The sequence below is a fragment of the Bacteroides graminisolvens DSM 19988 = JCM 15093 genome (assembly GCF_000428125.1).
In the GTDB taxonomy this organism is placed as follows: domain Bacteria; phylum Bacteroidota; class Bacteroidia; order Bacteroidales; family Bacteroidaceae; genus Bacteroides; species Bacteroides graminisolvens.
In genome coordinates this window covers 1000926-1018714 of the sequence record NZ_ATZI01000001.1, presented here as the reverse complement: position 1 = coordinate 1018714, position 17789 = coordinate 1000926, and the positions used below count along the sequence as shown (strand labels likewise).

The window sequence follows — 17789 nt, the reverse complement described above, 5'->3', positions numbered from 1 at the left end:
TAAAAAGTATGAAATAAAGTATCACCAAGTATCACCAACCTTGTAACAAACTGATAATCAGACAATTCTGGGTGACACTTGCCTAAAAAAAAGCCTCACCAAGTATCACCAAGTATCACCAACTTTTTTGGCATTTATTCATTACATGTACATCTGTATTTAAGTTCTATATATAAGCTTTTTAATAAGCATGCTTATGCGATTTATTTTGCAGGTTAGCAAATTTCGTCTCCACCCGGATGTACACAGTTTGTACACCCCCATGTACAGATTGCGTAGACCCGGGTGTACAAGCATCCTACACCCGGGTGTACACAAAGATTGGCCACATTGTTTTACCGTCCATTAAACTAGCAGTAATAATAAAGAGTTATTCATTGTACCAAACACAACTTTTTCTTACCTTTGCAAATCAATTTCTTATTTATGAAAACAGAAAGCCAAGTTATATTCGATAGAAACGTCATAGAATTTGTTACAGTTGCTGCTGAATTCTGCGGTTTTTTAGAACGCGCCGAAGGAATGAAGCGCGATAAGTTCGTTGACACCAGTTTAAAAATACTCCCGCTACTATATCTGAAAGCGTCACTTCTGCCCGAGTGCGAAATGATGAGCGATGAATACCCTGAAAACTATGTTACAGAAGAAACTTACGAAGTTCTTCGGATGAACATTGCCTCTGTCTTGACAGAGAAAGATGATTACCTGGAAGTGTTTCTGCCCGACATGGCTTACAGCGACACCCCCATCAAAAAGTGTATTTCCGAAGATCTGGCCGATATCTATCAGGACATTAAAGACTTTATTTTTATTTTCCAGCTCGGTTTGAATGAAACCATGAATGACTCATTGGTTATTTGCAAAGAAAACTTCGGCAATATCTGGGGACAAAAGCTGGTTAACACATTGCGCGCATTGCATGATGTGAAATATAACACCAGTCCTTTTGAAGACGAAGAAAAGAGCGAAGAAGAAGACGATCACGAACATTGCCACTGTGACGACCCCGATTGCGATTGCGGGCACGAGCATCACCACCACGACCATGAATAAATTATGATTATAAAAAGAAACATATCCAAACAGACTATTTCAGAACTGCCCAAGGCTTTTTTCCCCGGTAGAATATTTGTTGTACAAACAGAAACGGAAGCGGAAAAAGCGGTGGAGTATCTTTCCTCACAAAAAGTGATTGGAATTGATAGTGAAACACGTCCGTCGTTTACCAAAGGGCAATCGCACAAAGTAGCTTTGCTGCAAATATCGTCAGATGATATATGTTTCTTATTCCGTTTAAATATGATAGGGCTGACTCCTTCTATCATACAATTACTGGAAAATCCCCACGTCATCAAAGTGGGACTTTCGTTGAAAGATGATTTCATGATGCTTCGAAAGAGAGCCCCATTCAAGCAACAAGCCTGCATTGAGTTGCAGGAGTATGTGAATCAGTTTGGCATACGCGACAAGAGTTTGCAAAAGATATATGGTATTTTGTTCGACGAAAAAATATCAAAATCACAGCGTCTCTCCAACTGGGAAGCCGATGTGCTTAGCGATGCCCAAAAACTGTATGCAGCAACCGATGCCTGGTCTTGTCTGCGCATATACAACCTGTTGCAAGAGCTGAAAGAGAACGGCAATTATGAGGTAGCACCGGAAGAAGAAGTGATTCAAAGTACATCATTCACAACAGAGTCTACAGAAAACAAGTAATTCTTAAACAAAAATATGTCTTATAAAAAAGTATATCTGAAAGCAGGTAAAGAGGAATCGTTAAAGAGATTTCATCCATGGATTTTCTCGGGAGCCATATCACACATTGACGGTGAGCCCGATGAAGGCGAAGTGGTAGAAGTCTATACATCAAAGAAAGATTTCATTGCTGAAGGACATTTTCAAATTGGTAGTATTGCCGTGCGCGTGCTCAGCTTCAAACAAGAAGAGGTCAATCTCGATTTCTGGAAGCAAAAACTTCAAATAGCTTACGATATGCGTAAGAGCATTGGTGTGGCAGCGCACCCAACGAACAATACCTATCGGTTGGTGCACGGTGAAGGCGACAACCTGCCCGGACTTATCATTGATGTGTATGCAGCCACCGCTGTTATGCAGGCACATTCGGCCGGTATGCACATGGACCGCATGGAGATAGCCCAAGCGCTAAGCGAGGTAATGGGTGAAAGCATCAAGAACATCTACTACAAATCAGAAACAACGCTTCCTTTTAAAGCCGATCTTTTTCCGGAAAATGGCTTCCTTAAAGGGGGTAGCAGTGATAATATAGCTCAGGAATACGGACTAAAATTCCACGTGGACTGGCTAAAAGGGCAAAAGACAGGTTTTTTTGTCGATCAACGTGAAAACCGGTCATTGCTTGAACGATATGCCAAAGATCGCAGCGTGCTCAACATGTTCTGCTACACGGGTGGCTTTTCGTTCTACGCCATGAGAGGCGGCGCCAAGCTGGTGCACTCGGTGGACAGCTCGGCCAAAGCGGTTGATCTGACCAACAAGAATGTAGAATTGAATTTCCCCAATGACAGCAGACATACCTCTTATGCAGAAGATGCCTTCAAGTACCTTGACCGCATGGGTGATCAATATGATCTTATCGTTTTAGATCCACCCGCATTTGCCAAGCACAAAGACGCCCTGCGCAACGCACTGCAAGGTTACAGAAAGCTCAATGCCAAAGCCTTTGAGAAAATAAAACCGGGCGGCATTTTGTTCACATTCTCGTGCTCACAGGTCGTTACAAAAGATAATTTCCGCACGGCCGTGTTCACCGCTGCTGCCATGTCGGGACGCAGCGTGCGAATACTACATCAGCTTACTCAGCCGGCAGACCATCCAGTCAACATCTATCATCCTGAGGGTGAATACTTAAAAGGATTGGTTTTATACGTAGAATAGCAGCATTAAAGTATAATTAAAGTTAAATAAGATAAGATTTTTAGTCTGATATTATGTTTTAAAGCATAAAACGATTTATATTTGCACTGTGTTTTTCATGGTATTAGATTTAAGGTTATAAAGATTGGTTGTCGCGACGACAATCAATTTTTTTTTGCCCATATTCCATATAAATAAAAGAAATTTCCCCATACTGGTCTTACTTTCTTCTCATTTTGTTTAAAGATGTAACAGTAGCATATATTCGTGTAACACAAGTCTTTAATCTTTATTAGTGTCATTCAGTAATTTTGCCACATCGCATGAAGGCATACTTCAACTAAACGATAAATGTCTGATAAAAAACACTGATGATTATGAGATCTTTTGACTTAAATTATAAAATCTGTTTATATGAATACTAATAATTTCATTCTACTTCTTACCCTATTACTATTTGAGACACATGCCGCAAAAAGTAATTCCTTAACAGGTGTTCAGCAAAAACACACAAAGGAATTGAATACAAACCCAACTTCTGATAATCCATCAACAGAACAGCGTTTGCTTCAAATGCTTGACAGAAAGGATTTTTTTCGGCTTAAAACTCTATTGCAAGAAAAAAAGGATGAATTACCTCAACATATTGTATTGTATATTGAAGCTAACTTGCAAAATGCCTTCAATCAAACTGAGAAATCTTTGCTAACTATTGACAAATTACTCAGCAATTATAGAAAATCTTTGAGCGATGCCTTTCTTTATAGGATATACGCAATAAAATACGACAATTTATTTAATCAATATCACTACAAAAAGGCCGCAGAGGCGTTAAAAATCGCTATTGACAAGTATGGTCATGCTGTAGACAGTGCAGAATTGACTAGGTCGCGTAAAGAAAAATACGATTTTGTCAATTCATTAAGAAAGTTCCCTGTACAAAAAATGCATATAACCACTGACGTAAGTATTCCTATATCGCTCAATCAATACAATCATATAATAATAAATGTATCAAGTGGCGAGCAATCAGAGAATTTCATTTTTGATACAGGAGCTTCGAATATTGTAACCGAGAGCAGTGCTCAACGATTGGGAATCCGAATACTTGAATCCGAAGCAAGTATAGAAGGAGCAGTAGGCAAGAAAGTCCAATCAAAAGTTGGCTTAGCTGATAAACTATGGATTGGTGACTTAATGTTTGAAAACGTCGTTTTTAAGGTAATGCCTGATGAATTACTCACATTTCCGGCAGCCAATTATGTAATCCATGGAATTATAGGTTTCCCTGTCATGAACCAAATGAAAGAAATCGAAATATACAAAAACAAAAACATTAACGTGATTGCCAATCCGCAAAAGGGTAATTTATGCAATCTCTTTTTGGATAACACCTTGCCTATTGTTCAATTTGAGGCGAATAGCGATACAGTACTTTTCGTATTAGATACTGGTGCTAATACAAGCAAGTTTTCCTCAAAATATTTCGCCGCGCACAATACTGAAATAAAAGAGAAAGCAACGTCAAATACAATACGACGGGAAGGAATAGGCGGTGCTGCCGATAACAATGTGCATGAATTGAAAAATGTCCCATTGAAGATCGGAGGACAAAAGATGACAGTTCCCACTATTATTGTATTAACAGACGAGCTCTCGTATCTTACAAATTATGATGGTCATTTAGGACAAGACATATTGATGTCTTTCAATAAATTAACCCTGAATTTTAAAGAAATGAGTTTATCATTTGATAATTAGTGAAGCAGGTATTATAAAGTTGTAACCATGATTAATACAAATAACATACTATATTATTCATCTCACTAATTACGGGGTGAGCCTACTTACTTTCTTTTCATTTCGTTTAAGATATAATAGATTATCCCAAAATTTCTAACTCACTTCTCTACTAATCTTAATTTGTACTGCACAGAAAGCGTATAATGTGCATTAATAAAAACCAATTTTAGACTCAATTCACACCCAAAAACACAAATGCGTACCAAATGCGTACTATAAAATCATAAGAAGCAACACATTCAGAACTATGTTTGCAAATAAAAAGAACATGCAAGAAAGACATTTAGATAGACTCCGCTATTTTGAAGAGTCAGCTAATTCCGCGCAGGAATATTATATAGACTACCTGAAGAATTTCATTTCAATAGACTCAGAAACAAACATATTGGAAGTGGGATGTGGTGAAGGAGGAAATCTTTTACCTTTTGCAAAAGCAGGTTGCCAAGTAACAGGAATAGACCGTTCTTCAACGAGAATCTCACAAGCAAAAGATTTCTTTATTAGATTTGGCCAAAATGGAAATTTCATTACTTCAGATTTCTTTAATATTGATGTCTCTATACATAAACATTTGTATGACATCATTCTAGTTCATGATGTAATAGAGCACGTAGAAGAAAAAGAAAGGTTTATGGCACATCTAAAGTCTTTTTTAACTCATAAAGGAGTTGTTTTTTGGGGGTTTCCAGCGTGGCAAATGCCATTTGGGGGTCATCAACAAATATGTCATCATAAAATCTGCTCGAAACTGCCATTTATTCATTTACTTCCAAGTTTTTTATATCGTATATTACTAAAAGCATTTGGAGAAAACCAGGCTTGCATAAATGAATTAATGGAAATAAAAAGATGTGGTGTCACAATCGAAAGATTCGAGGAACTTCTCAAAATAAACGGTTATAAGATTAGTGGTAGAATTTTGTGGTTAATCAATCCGCATTACATGCAAAAGTTTAAACTAAGGCCTCGAAAATTGAACAAATCACTGTCACAAATCAGATATTTACGAAATTTCTTTTGTACATCCTGTTTTTACATAACAAATATTATTCCTAAAGACGTAGAAAAGAATTAATGTGTGTTTCATAGAATATTATTTGTATTTATTATGATTAGACACCTTTACTCGCATCAGGGAAGAGCCCCTTCTTTGCATTTAAAAATTGTTCAAAGAAAAATAAGTCTCTATTCCTTATTTTTATTACCAACCTCCAGCATATAGACACCATCAGTATAAGTATATAAATATAGTCTATTTTTATATAACTCAAAATCAATAAGTCCGCCAATACCCGACAAGTTTGTCTGAAAAAGAGTTTCCCAACTATCACCTCCATTAGTTGATTGATAGATCATAAGCTTATGATTCTCATACGGTAATCTGTTTACTCCCGAAGTATATAAAACTGAGGGGGTATTTTTGTCAAAAACAGTTTTAAAGAAATACAAGCCACCAGTTAATACAGCTTTCCATGTTTCACCTTTATCAATGGACTTTTTAATCATAAGTTCTCCGGAATAGAGTAGTATCTTTGAATCAGTAGGATGAAATTCAATGTGGTGAATGCAATTATTATCTACTGACTCTATTAATTGCCAGTTTTTTCCGTTGTCATACGAAGAATACATAAGAGACTCAAATGCCATAGATTCACCTGTATAATAAATATTGGTTGTATCGTTGGGGTTAAACCCTACAAACCAATTCTGATACCCTGCATACTCTTTATTAAGTACCGTCCAACTTTGCCCAAAATTGGTAGATTTGATCACCCCAATCGGTTCTACCAGAGCCAAAATAGAGTTGGGATTCTTGGGGTTTTGAATTATTGAATACGGGATTACCTTATACTCATTTTCTTTTAAAATGAATGAACTGGGAGTAATCGATTTGTAGGTTTCTCCATTGTCCGAAGAATAGAGAAACGCCCTCTCATCTGCACATCCGGAAATAGCTAAAATTTTATTACCGTTCTTTACAAATTGAATAATGGGAAGATCCTTAAATGCAAACAGCTCCCAATCAGTGTTATTGGTTGTGCTTATATTCTTTCGGTACACACCGGTCAAAGTGGTTACATAAATGTAATTGTCTATAATTTGTATTTTAGATCGGTAAGGAACTCCAAAGTTACGAAAAACAGCCTCTTCTGCTTTGCTGACATTTGCAATATCTTTTAAACCCAAATATTGAAACGCTTCGGTTGAGGAAGTTTCATTCGTTTCATTGTCATTGCTGCATGAGCATAAGAAGAAGAATATAATCGGCGCTAGTAACAACACTCTCATTATTTAAATGATATAAATTAAACTAATTTCCATCTATGTATTGCAAATGTAAACAAAAAAATGTGATTTGCAACAAATTTTACCAACCATAATACTAGGAAAAAAGCAATCAATTATTTATTTTTGCAGCAAACACAACAATTACTATAAATGAAGCCATCTATCCAGTTTCTATTTACACTTATTTTTCTGTTCTGCTTGTACTCTTGCAATAATAAGCCTTATCCACGCCCTATGCAAATTGCAGATTCCATAGTTATACAAGACCCAGACAGTGCAGTTTTATTATTAGAGAAGCTCGAAAAAGATATAATTAAAGAGCCCGAAAACACCCGCATGTATTATTATCTACTTTATACAAAAGCGAAAGATAAGGCATACATTCCTCACACTTCTGACAGCTTAATGCAAAGAGTGTTGCACTATTACCAATCGAATAAGGACAAAAAACACTTACCGGAAGCCTATTATTATACGGGATGTGTTTATCGGGATTTAGGTGATGCACCACAAGCATTGGACTATTTCAACAAAGCCATTGAAGCCAGTAAGAAAAGTCCTGATTACAAAGTAATTAGCCTGATTTATAGCCAAACTGGTACTTTGTATCTATATCAAGACATTTATGATCTAGCCATGAATGCTTTCAAAGAAGCTTACAACTACAATAAGATGGCAAAAGACAGTGTAAGAATTGTATATAACTTAAGAGATATAGGACGAACCTTCACAGGGCTTAATAATGCTGATAGTGCGTTATGCTATTACAAAAAATCGTATGAACAAGCTTTAAAAATAAAAGACAAACATCTGATAGATGTTACGCAATATGGATTGGCTAGCCTTTATGTGCAACTTCACAAGTATAACCTCGCCAAACAAATCTTGCAGTCCACATCAAGAGATATTAAAAGAGGCTATGCCAGCGGGGTATATTCTATTTCAGCAGATTTGTATTACAAATTAGGGAAAACCGATTCTGCTGTTTATTTTTTTAACAAAATGCTAAATGAAGGCACAGTTTATGCTAAACAATCGGCCCATTGGGGACTGGCTAGCATTGCAATAGAAAAATCCGATTGCAATACAGCAATAAAACAACTTCGTGATTACAATACTTATACGGATTCCATACAAAAAATAACGGCCACAGAGACCATAAAAAAGAAGCATTCGCTCTATAACTATCAATTACGTGAAAATGAGAATAATAAATTGCGGAGAAAAAATGCCTATCAAACTTTATGGATTGGATATGCTTCCATAGCAGTTATTCTTCTATTAGCATTTATAGTCAGCTACATTCAATATAATAAGCGCAAAAAGGCTCAATGGCAAATACAGTTGAACAAACTAAAACAGATTAAGGAAGAACAATATAAAAGAAGCATTCAATTTATTGAAGAGAATAAGATACAAATTAAAAAATTAGAAGAGACATTACAGCTCACAAAAGGCGAATACAACACGCTAAAAGAAAAGTTATTAAAAGCACAAAAGAATGCTATAGAACAAACAAATACACAAATAAAGGCGAAACTCAAAGAAGAAGAATTAGCTGAAATGAATCTCAAAAAATCTGACATTTATATTCTATTTCACAAATCAGTAAACGATTCTACATTAAAAATAACTAATGACGATTGGGATGCATTACAAGAGGCTGTAGACAATACTTACAATTTATTCACCCAACGTCTTAATGCTCTTTATCCAATTAGCGAAATAGAAAAACGTATTTGCCTACTTATTAAAATTTCAATTCCCATTAAGGATATTCCATATTTAGTTTCACGCTCCAAGCAAGCCGTTACTTCCGCACGAAAAAGACTCTATGAGAAAATATATGGGGAATCCTGCGCTCCCGAAACTTTTGACGCTTTTATTTCTGAGTTTTAGTTCGAATAGAATTAATTCTATTCTGTAATGATAAGGAGAACTTTTCCGGTTTTCCTCAAAAAAGCATTTATTTTCCAATAAAATACATACATTTGCACTGATGTTACAGTATTTTTAAGAACACACAAAAATATATTTAAGGCTATGAGCATTAAGTTTCGTTTAACGATCATGAACTTCCTTCAATATGCAATTTGGGGAGCATGGTTAATTTCTCTGGGTGCCTATTTGGGCGGTGAACTCTCATTCAGTGGTCGCCAAATAGGCAGTTTCTTTGCTACAATGGGTATTGCCTCTTTGTTTATGCCCGCCATCATGGGTATCATAGCCGACAGATGGATTCCCGCCCAGAAACTTCTCGGGATATGCCACATCATAGGTGCAGCATTACTGGTAGTTGCTGCTCCGCAACGAGAGTATCTCCCGCTTTATAGCTTGATATTATGCAGTGTTATGTTTTATATGCCCACCATTTCTTTATCTAACTCGGTGGCTTACAACGCACTAACCAAATCGGGCCTCGATACGGTAAAGGCTTTCCCGCCTATCCGGGTATGGGGAACGGTTGGCTTTATCTGCGCCATGATTGCGGTCGACCTCCTTGGGTTTGCTCAATCATCCATGCAACTTTATTCATCGGCTGTGCTGGGATTCATTTTAGGAGTTTATTCGTTTACACTTCCTAATTGTGAAGTAAGCAAAGCGTGCAAGAATCAATCGTGGGTGGACACCCTGGGACTGCGCGCTTTCATGCTCTTCAAGCAAAAGAAAATGGCTATTTTCTTTGTTTTCTCCATGCTGCTGGGGGTATCGCTTCAAATTACAAATGCGTTTGCCAATGATTACCTGACCAACCACTTTGGAGTGATTGATGCTTACAAAGGTACTTTCGGAGTGGAGCATGCCAATATCTTAATATCTTTATCGCAAATGTCCGAAACGCTTTGCATTCTGCTGATTCCTTTCTTCTTGAAACGTTTTGGTATCAAGAATGTGATGCTCATCAGTATGTTTGCCTGGGTACTCCGTTTCGGTTTATTAGGAACCGGTAATCCCGGTGATGGCGTATGGATGTTAGTACTTTCCATGTTAGTTTACGGCGTTGCATTTGACTTCTTCAATATTTCAGGTTCTCTGTATGTTGATAAAGAAACGGATCCTTCCATCAGATCGAGCGCGCAAGGTGTGTTCATGATCATGACCAACGGATTTGGTGCTTTTCTGGGGTCGTATGCTGCCGGCGAGGTAGTTGACATCTTTGGCTGGCCTCATTCGTGGTTCATCTTTGCTTCGTATGCTCTGGCAGTGGGCATTTTATTCGCTATCGTCTTTAAATACAAACATAATCAGGAAATAAAGTAAGAATGGAAAGAAAGAAAGCAGAAGTACTGGTTATTGGGGTGATTAATATTCAGGAACCCAGCGGAACCTATGCGCTGTTATTGGGGGAGCTTAACGGAAATCGACAAGTTCCTGTCATTATAGGCCCCGCTGAAGCAAACCCCATAACCATGCAGCTGAAAGGAGTAGAAACACCTCGCCCCACGACTCATGATTTGTTTAAAAGTTGCCTTCGCACTTTCAATATTAAAGTCAGCGAGGTACTTATCTACAGAGTGGAGGAGGGAATCTTTTATTCTTATGTCTATTTAAAGCACAATCATGATGTGGTTGCAATTGATGCCCGAACTTCAGACGCTATTTTGCTGGCTCTTACTTTCCACGCTCCGATATACATGTATGATGATATTTTAGAAACTCAATGCATGCCTTACGATGAGGATGAGGAGCTAGATGATTATTCAATGGCAAATGAAAGTGAAGAAGCTGAATCTGTTGAGGAGCTTGAGATGGCTTTGGAAAAGGCGATTAAAGATGAGAACTACGAACTGGCCTCGGTTTTACGCGACAAGATAAAAAAACAAAAATAACATGCATGTTTTTTATACTCCTGATATTCTGACCAAAGCCGAGCTTCCTGAAGAAGAGGCTGCTCACTGCACGCGGGTGCTCCGCCTCAGCGAGGGGGATGAAATAACTCTCACGGATGGAAATGGCTATTTTTATCAGGCAGAAATATCGGCTGCGAGCAACAAACGTTGCTCCGTCATTATTAAAGAGACTACTTTCCAGGAACCTTTGTGGCCGTGCCACCTGCACATTGCCATGGCGCCGACCAAGAATATGGATCGCAATGAATGGTTTGCCGAAAAGGCTACAGAGATTGGCTTTAGTGAGCTTACTTTTCTGAACTGTCGCTATTCGGAACGCAAAGTCATTAAAAACGAGCGCATTGAGAAGATATTGATTTCTGCCATGAAGCAATCGCTGAAAGCCAGACTGCCTAAGCTAAACGAAATGGTTGACTTCGACAAATTCATAGCCGGCAACTTCGAGGGACAAAAGTTTATAGCACATTGTTACGACGGTGAAAAGCCTTATTTAAAAGATGTGATCAAACCGGGCGAAGATGCGCTGATACTAATTGGTCCCGAGGGCGATTTTAGCGAAGAGGAAGTGAGCAAGGCAATAGAAAAGGGATTTACTCCCATAAGCCTTGGCAATTCAAGGCTTCGAACGGAGACTGCTGCTCTTGTGGCTTGCCATACGCTGATTTTAGCAAATGGATAAATGAAATTGAATAGATGATATATAACGATAACTATGAAAAGAAATGTTTCATGCTGTTTATCGGTTCTGATAGGACTGATAATTGTTTTAACCGGGTGTTCTGATAAGAAAGAGTATACCAATGCTGTACCTGCCGACACGCAAGTTTTGGCTCGCTTTGATTTAGTGGCAATTGCTCAGAAATCTGGGTTAAATGACAAAGAGAACCAAGCTACGAAAAGCAAACTAATGGATGCTTTGAAAGAGGGTATGGGGGCAGCAGCCTATAAACAAATGGAGAAAATCATAGCCGATCCGGCTGAAAGTGGCTTGGCGTTGAACCAACCGGTGTATCTTTTCAGTTCTCGTGGACTACCCTACCCCACGCTGCTGATTAAGGTCGACAATGAGGAAAAGGTTACTGCTACATTAGAGGCCATGGCGTCCGAACAGCTTTGCAAAAAGCCGGTTGAGGAAGGTGATTACTATTTCACAACAATGACCGATGGCTCCGTGTGTATGTACAATGAAGGTACTTTTATGCTTGTATCGGGCACAGTCAACGGTGCTTCAAAAGAGGTACAGACTACTGTTGCCAAACTGTTTGATCAGGATGCGGAAAAAAGCGGAGTAAAGAATAAGGGGTTCATTAAAATGGAACAACAAAAGGGTGATATTACTTTTTTTGCTTCCATGCGCGACTTACCCGAAGCATATACCAAACAAATTGCCTTCGGTTTGTCTGACGATGTTGATTTGCGTGAAGTATTTGTGTTAGGTGCGCTCCGTTTTGAGAATGGAAAAATAAGCATAAACTACGAAACGTATAGTGAAAACAAGGAGCTGAATGCTCAACTCGACAAACAGCAAAAGGCTTTTGGCAAACTAAAATCTTCGCTTACCGGTTTATTCCCAGCCTCAACCGTTGCCTATATCAGCATGAACATCAAAGGGAAAGACTTGTACGGCATTTTATCTGAGAACAGGGAGTTTCAAAATGCATTCATCGGGGCTGAAAGAAAAGAGGTGAAGAACTTCATCACGCATGTAAATGGTGAGGTGGCTGTAGCTATTACTGATTTTTCGATGTTTGGCATCCCGGGGTTTATTGCTTATGCCGAAATTGATAATGACGAAGCGGTGTCTGCTTTGAAAAAGTATGCCATGACTTCTTTTATACCTATGTATGCGGGTAAAAGTGGGAACTTGGCTTACTTAACAAACAACAGGGCTTTGGTTGCTTCGGTAGGTCAAACAGTCGAAAAATCGCTGACCAGCGCTCCTTTTGCTTCCAACATAGCAGGAAACAGTTTCTATTTTGCACTTAATGCCGAGAATATCTTGAATTTATCGGCTATTAATGAGTTAAGTAGCTACGGTGAAGAATTTGCAATGTACCGAAACATGGCTTCTCAAATTTCTTTTCTGGAGGTGAAAGGGTATGACAACGGAAAGGGCGAAGCAGCACTCGTGCTCAAGGACCCAAAAACAAATGCATTGAAACAGATGGTAAACTTTGCAAAGCAATTTACCGGTTTATAATAAAGAAAAGAAATGATGGACTGCATTCACTTGCAGCAAACACTACCAGCAGTGTTTGCTGACCGCAACTCAATTGAGTCTGATGTTTGGCACAAAGACATACGTTTTGAGAAAAAAGGAATTTATCTGATTGAGGCGGCATCTGGTACCGGCAAGTCTTCTTTGTGTAACTTTATCTATGGTTACAGGAAAGATTACCAAGGCATCATTAATTTTAATACTGATAACATCCGTTCATATAAAATAAAACAATGGGTGGAAATCAGAAAGCATTCTATCAGTATGTTATTTCAGGATATGCGGTTATTTACTGAACTTACTGCCATGGAAAACATATTGCTTAAGAATAACTTAACGCATTTTAAAAGCAAAAAAGAAATAGTCTCATTCTTTGAGGCGATGGGAATTGCCGACAAACTAGATAGCAAAGTAGGCCGGTTGTCTTTCGGGCAACAACAACGTGTGGCATTCATACGCTCGCTTTGCCAGCCTTTCGATTTTATCTTCCTGGATGAACCGGTGAGCCATCTGGATGACACAAACGGAGAGATTATGGGTGGGATACTAATGGATGAAGCCAGCAAACAAGGGGCGGGTATCATCGTAACCTCTATTGGCAAGCACATTACGCTTCCTTACACTGAGACATTAAAGTTATAAGTATAACATGGAGCAGGCATAACCGCTCAAAACCGTAAAACAATGAAACTTCTTTGGAAACTTCTTCGCCAGCACATTAGCATAGGACAACTAACCGGTTTTTTCCTGGCGAATCTCTTTGGTATGTCTATTGTCTTATTAAGCATACAGTTTTATAAAGATGTAATACCTGTCTTTACGGAAGGTGACAGCTTTATGAAGAAGGAATATCTGATTGTCACAAAGAAAATCAGTGCAATCGGGTCTTTCGCAGGTAAAACGAACACTTTCTCTGAAGATGAGTTGAAGTCGCTTCAGGAACAACGTTTTTCAAAAGATGTAGGTGCTTTTACTCCTTCGCAGTTCAAAGTATCAGCCGGTTTTGGGATGAAAGAGGCAGGTATCAGTCTGTCAACAGAGATGTTTTTTGAATCGGTGCCCAACAAGTTTGTGGATGTTAGTCTGGACAAATGGCATTTCGACAAAGAAAGTCGCTCCATCCCTATCATAATACCCCGGAGTTACTTGAACTTATACAATTTTGGGTTCGCACAATCACGTAGTTTACCTAAACTTTCCGAGGGGGTTATGGGACTGATTCAGATGGATATTGTCATCAAAGGAAACGGACGTTTAGAGCAATACAAAGGAAACATTGTGGGGTTCTCAAACAGATTGAATACGATTTTGGTGCCGGAAGATTTTATGAAATGGGCCAATAGTGAGTTTGCCGATGAGAATAAGCCTCAGCCTGTGCGACTAATTGTTGAGGTTGACAATCCTGCCGACGATGGAATAGCTCGCTATTTTCAAGAAAAAGGTTACGAGGCTGAAAATGATAAGCTGGATGCCGGAAAAACAACTTATTTCTTAAGACTCATAACGGGTATCGTCATGGGAGTAGGCTTATTTATAAGCATTCTTTCGTTCTACATCCTGATGCTGAGTATTTTCTTGCTGCTTCAGAAGAATACGGTTAAGCTGGAGAGTTTGCTACTCATTGGCTATAGTCCGGCCAAAGTGGCCATTCCCTATCAGGTTCTGACTCTCGGACTAAACCTCATCGTATTGGCGTTAAGCATCGGCATCGTTATGTATATGCGTGGTATGTACACGGAAGTGCTTACGCAGTTGTTTCCTCAAATGGAAATGTCCATCATGTGGCCGGCATACGTAGCTGGTATTATTTTATTCAGCTTAGTATCCGTTATTAATATTATTGCCATCAGAAAAAAAATAGCTTCTATCTGGCTACATAAGAGTTAATCACTTTTTTTGTTATCTTTGTAGAAATATAATCAGATACTGCTATGCCAAACTATGATTTAATTGCCATACTGGGTCCTACTGCATCGGGTAAAACTTCTTTTGCTGCCACATTGGCTTATGAACTCGACACTGAAATTATCAGTGCTGATTCTCGCCAAATATACAGAGAGATGGATTTAGGAACAGGAAAAGATCTGGCAGATTATACAGTCAACGGCAAGCAGATTCCTTATCATCTTATTGATATAGCAGAACCCGGATACAAGTACAATGTATTTGAATACCAACGTGATTTTCTAAATGCCTACCAAAGCATTAAACAAAAAGGCCGATTGCCTGTTTTATGCGGTGGAACAGGTTTATATCTGGAGTCTGTTCTCAAAGGGTATCAGTTAATTCCTGTTCCTGAAAACCCGGAACTGAGAATCAGGCTGGCCGGTAAAACGCTGGAGGAGCTGACGGATCTATTATCGACTTATAAAACGCTCCACAATTCGACGGATGTTGATACGGCCAAAAGAGCCATTCGCGCCATTGAAATAGAAGAGTATTATGCAACTCATGATTTGTCGGCTAGGGAGTTTCCATCCATTAACAGTTTGATTATTGGTGTTGATATTGATAGGGAACTTAGACGGGAGAAAATAACCAAACGCTTGCGTCAAAGATTGGATGAAGGGATGGTTGAGGAGGTTCGGCAATTGCTGAACAAAGGCATTCAGCCCGAAGATTTGATTTATTACGGACTGGAATATAAGTACCTCACGCTGTATGTAACCGGAGAAATCAGTTTCGAAGAGATGTTTAAACAGCTGGAAATAGCCATTCATCAGTTTGCCAAACGACAAATGACTTGGTTCAGGGGGATGGAAAGAAAAGGATTTAAGATACATTGGATACAGGCATCCATGCCTACAGATGAAAAAATAGAACTGGTTAAAAAATTAATTTAATCAGGATGAACTGAAAAAGCCTCCGTCAATTGATTAGTGCTTTGAAGTTCTAGTAACTCTCTAAAAAAAGAACAACTATGAGTGTAGATCCAGGAAAATGGGGAGTAATATACAATCCCAGAGCCGGTACCAGAAAAGCTCAAAAAAGATGGAAGGAAATTAAAGAATACATAGACAGCAAACAAGTTGCCTATGATTATATACAGTCCGAAGGGTTTGGCTCCGTTGAGAGAATTGCCGGTATGTTTGCAAATAACGGTTATAAAACCATTGTAGTAGTGGGTGGTGATGGTGCTCTAAATGATGCTATTAATGGAATAATGGCATCGGACGCTCCCGAAAAAAGCAGCATTGCCATTGGTTTAATTCCCAATGGAATTGGTAACGATTTTGCCGACTACTGGGGACTGACGCTTGACTATAAAGTGGCGGTTGACTGGATTATCAATAACAGAAAAAAGAAAATAGATGTGGGGGTTTGCAGTTATTATAATGGAAAATCTCACGAGAAACGGTATTTTCTGAATGCTGTAAACATAGGCCTCGGGGCTAGAATTGTATCTATTACTGATCAGACCAAACGCTTCTGGGGAGTTAAATTCTTATCTTATGTGGCTGCACTGTTTTTATTGTTCTTTGAGAGAAAGCTTTACCGAAGCCATCTCAAGATAAACGATGAACACATCAGGGGTCGCATCATGACCGTCTGCGTGGGAAGTGCCAAAGGGTATGGTCAGACGCCCAGTGCTGTTCCCTATAACGGATGGCTGGACGTATCGGTCATTCATCGCCCGGAACTTCTTCAGTTGGTGTGGGGACTATGGATGTTGATTGAGGGCCGAATTCTTAATCATAAAATGGTGAAGTCATATAGAACCAAAAAGGTACGGGTGTTACGAGCAAAAAATGCGTCGGTTGACTTAGATGGTCGCTTGTTACCCAAACACTTCCCTATTGACATTGGCATCATTCCTGAAGCAATAACCTTGATTATTCCTAATTAAATTGATTATAAAGATGAGAATCAAAGAATTAAAACATACTGACTCAGATAATTTCTTTCTGTTGGCCGGTCCGTGCGTCATTGAAGGTGAGGATATGGCACTTCGCATCGCTGAAAAGGTAGTCGATATCACAGATCGACTAAGAATTCCTTATGTATTTAAAGGGTCTTATCGCAAGGCAAATCGTTCCAGATTAGACTCTTTCATGGGAATAGGTGATGAAAAGGCGCTGAAAATACTTAAAAAGGTGAGCGATACATTTAATGTTCCAACGGTAACGGACATACACAGTCCGGAAGAGGCAGTTATGGCAGCCGAATATGTAGATGTGTTGCAGATACCCGCTTTTTTATGCCGACAAACGGATTTATTGGTAGCAGCTGCCAAGACCGGTAAAATAGTAAATATCAAGAAGGGGCAGTTTCTTTCGCCTATGGCTATGCAGTTTGCGGCTGACAAAGTGGTTGAGGCGGGCAATGAGAACGTAATGATCACGGAACGCGGAACAACCTTTGGTTATCAGGATTTAGTTGTTGATTACAGAGGAATTCCTCAAATGCAAACGTTCGGATTTCCTGTTATACTAGATGTTACGCACTCTCTGCAACAACCCAATCAGTCGAGTGGCGTAACAGGTGGCATGCCCCAATTGATTGAAACTGTAGCCAAAGCCGGTATAGCGGTTGGAGCCGACGGATTATTCATTGAAACACACGAAAATCCTTCTGTTGCCAAAAGTGATGGAGCCAATATGCTGCAACTCGATTTATTGGAAGATTTGCTAACCAAACTAGTACGCATACGCCAGGCAATCAAAGCGTAAATACCACTTGATAGCTACCGAAACAAAACGTTCTACTTTCTTTTGTTTCGGTAGCTATGCCTA

16 protein-coding genes are annotated in these 17789 nt (G+C 39.0%); 15 read left to right on the top strand and 1 reads right to left on the bottom strand.

The window, feature by feature from the left end; genetic code table 11:
* Positions 1-426: 426 nt before the first annotated feature.
* The 5 genes from C511_RS0104205 (at position 427) to C511_RS0104185 (ending at position 5773) form a co-directional block, all read left to right on the top strand.
* The gene (locus C511_RS0104205; protein ID WP_027317855.1) at positions 427-1053 is read left to right on the top strand and encodes a DUF5063 domain-containing protein; all 627 of its coding nucleotides are present in this window, start codon (positions 427-429) and stop codon (positions 1051-1053) included.
* Between the two features lie 3 nt (positions 1054-1056).
* On the top strand, positions 1057-1716 hold the full coding sequence (locus C511_RS0104200; protein ID WP_024996246.1) for a 3'-5' exonuclease: 660 nt from the start codon (positions 1057-1059) through the stop codon (positions 1714-1716).
* Positions 1717-1731: 15 nt separating this feature from the next.
* Complete coding sequence (locus C511_RS0104195; protein ID WP_027317854.1) at positions 1732-2916, top strand: class I SAM-dependent rRNA methyltransferase; 1185 nt, start codon at positions 1732-1734, stop codon at positions 2914-2916.
* 393 nt (positions 2917-3309) lie between these two features.
* Positions 3310-4656 carry a retroviral-like aspartic protease family protein gene (locus C511_RS0104190; protein ID WP_024996247.1) on the top strand — a complete coding sequence of 449 codons (1347 nt, stop codon included), beginning with the start codon at positions 3310-3312 and terminating at the stop codon, positions 4654-4656.
* 310 nt (positions 4657-4966) lie between these two features.
* Positions 4967-5773 (top strand): class I SAM-dependent methyltransferase, encoded by an 807-nt coding sequence (locus C511_RS0104185; RefSeq protein ID WP_024996248.1) that lies wholly within the window; start codon positions 4967-4969, stop codon positions 5771-5773.
* Positions 5774-5883: 110 nt separating this feature from the next.
* Here C511_RS0104185 and C511_RS0104180 read toward each other — a convergent pair whose 3' ends face one another.
* The gene (locus tag C511_RS0104180; protein ID WP_024996249.1) at positions 5884-6987 is read right to left on the bottom strand and encodes a WD40/YVTN/BNR-like repeat-containing protein; all 1104 of its coding nucleotides are present in this window, start codon (positions 6985-6987) and stop codon (positions 5884-5886) included.
* 234 nt (positions 6988-7221) lie between these two features.
* Between C511_RS0104180 and C511_RS0104175 the strand changes: the two genes are divergently transcribed.
* The 10 genes from C511_RS0104175 to kdsA all read left to right on the top strand — a co-directional run bounded on the left by C511_RS0104175 (position 7222) and on the right by kdsA (position 17726).
* Positions 7222-8886 carry a tetratricopeptide repeat protein gene (locus C511_RS0104175; RefSeq protein ID WP_051260444.1) on the top strand — a complete coding sequence of 555 codons (1665 nt, stop codon included), beginning with the start codon at positions 7222-7224 and terminating at the stop codon, positions 8884-8886.
* Positions 8887-9030: 144 nt separating this feature from the next.
* Positions 9031-10248, top strand: coding sequence for a nucleoside permease (locus C511_RS0104170; protein ID WP_024996250.1), 1218 nt, complete (start codon positions 9031-9033; stop codon positions 10246-10248).
* Between the two features lie 2 nt (positions 10249-10250).
* Entirely contained in the window at positions 10251-10817 is a 567-nt protein-coding gene (locus C511_RS0104165) for a bifunctional nuclease family protein (RefSeq protein ID WP_024996251.1), read from the top strand.
* Between the two features lies 1 nt (position 10818).
* Positions 10819-11517 (top strand): 16S rRNA (uracil(1498)-N(3))-methyltransferase, encoded by a 699-nt coding sequence (locus C511_RS0104160; protein ID WP_024996252.1) that lies wholly within the window; start codon positions 10819-10821, stop codon positions 11515-11517.
* 33 nt (positions 11518-11550) lie between these two features.
* Entirely contained in the window at positions 11551-13038 is a 1488-nt protein-coding gene (locus tag C511_RS0104155; protein ID WP_034781426.1) for a DUF4836 family protein, read from the top strand.
* Between the two features lie 15 nt (positions 13039-13053).
* A complete protein-coding gene (locus tag C511_RS0104150; protein ID WP_024996253.1) occupies positions 13054-13698 on the top strand; it encodes an ATP-binding cassette domain-containing protein in 645 nt (214 codons plus the stop codon).
* Between the two features lie 42 nt (positions 13699-13740).
* Positions 13741-14943 (top strand): hypothetical protein, encoded by a 1203-nt coding sequence (locus tag C511_RS0104145; RefSeq protein WP_024996254.1) that lies wholly within the window; start codon positions 13741-13743, stop codon positions 14941-14943.
* Positions 14944-14987: 44 nt separating this feature from the next.
* On the top strand, positions 14988-15899 hold the full coding sequence (miaA, locus tag C511_RS0104140; RefSeq protein ID WP_024996255.1) for a tRNA (adenosine(37)-N6)-dimethylallyltransferase MiaA: 912 nt from the start codon (positions 14988-14990) through the stop codon (positions 15897-15899).
* 77 nt (positions 15900-15976) lie between these two features.
* Positions 15977-16903, top strand: a complete 927-nt coding sequence (locus C511_RS0104135; RefSeq protein WP_024996256.1) for a diacylglycerol/lipid kinase family protein — start codon at positions 15977-15979, stop codon at positions 16901-16903.
* Positions 16904-16916: 13 nt separating this feature from the next.
* Positions 16917-17726 carry a 3-deoxy-8-phosphooctulonate synthase gene (gene kdsA / locus C511_RS0104130; protein WP_034781405.1) on the top strand — a complete coding sequence of 270 codons (810 nt, stop codon included), beginning with the start codon at positions 16917-16919 and terminating at the stop codon, positions 17724-17726.
* Positions 17727-17789 lie beyond the last annotated feature (63 nt).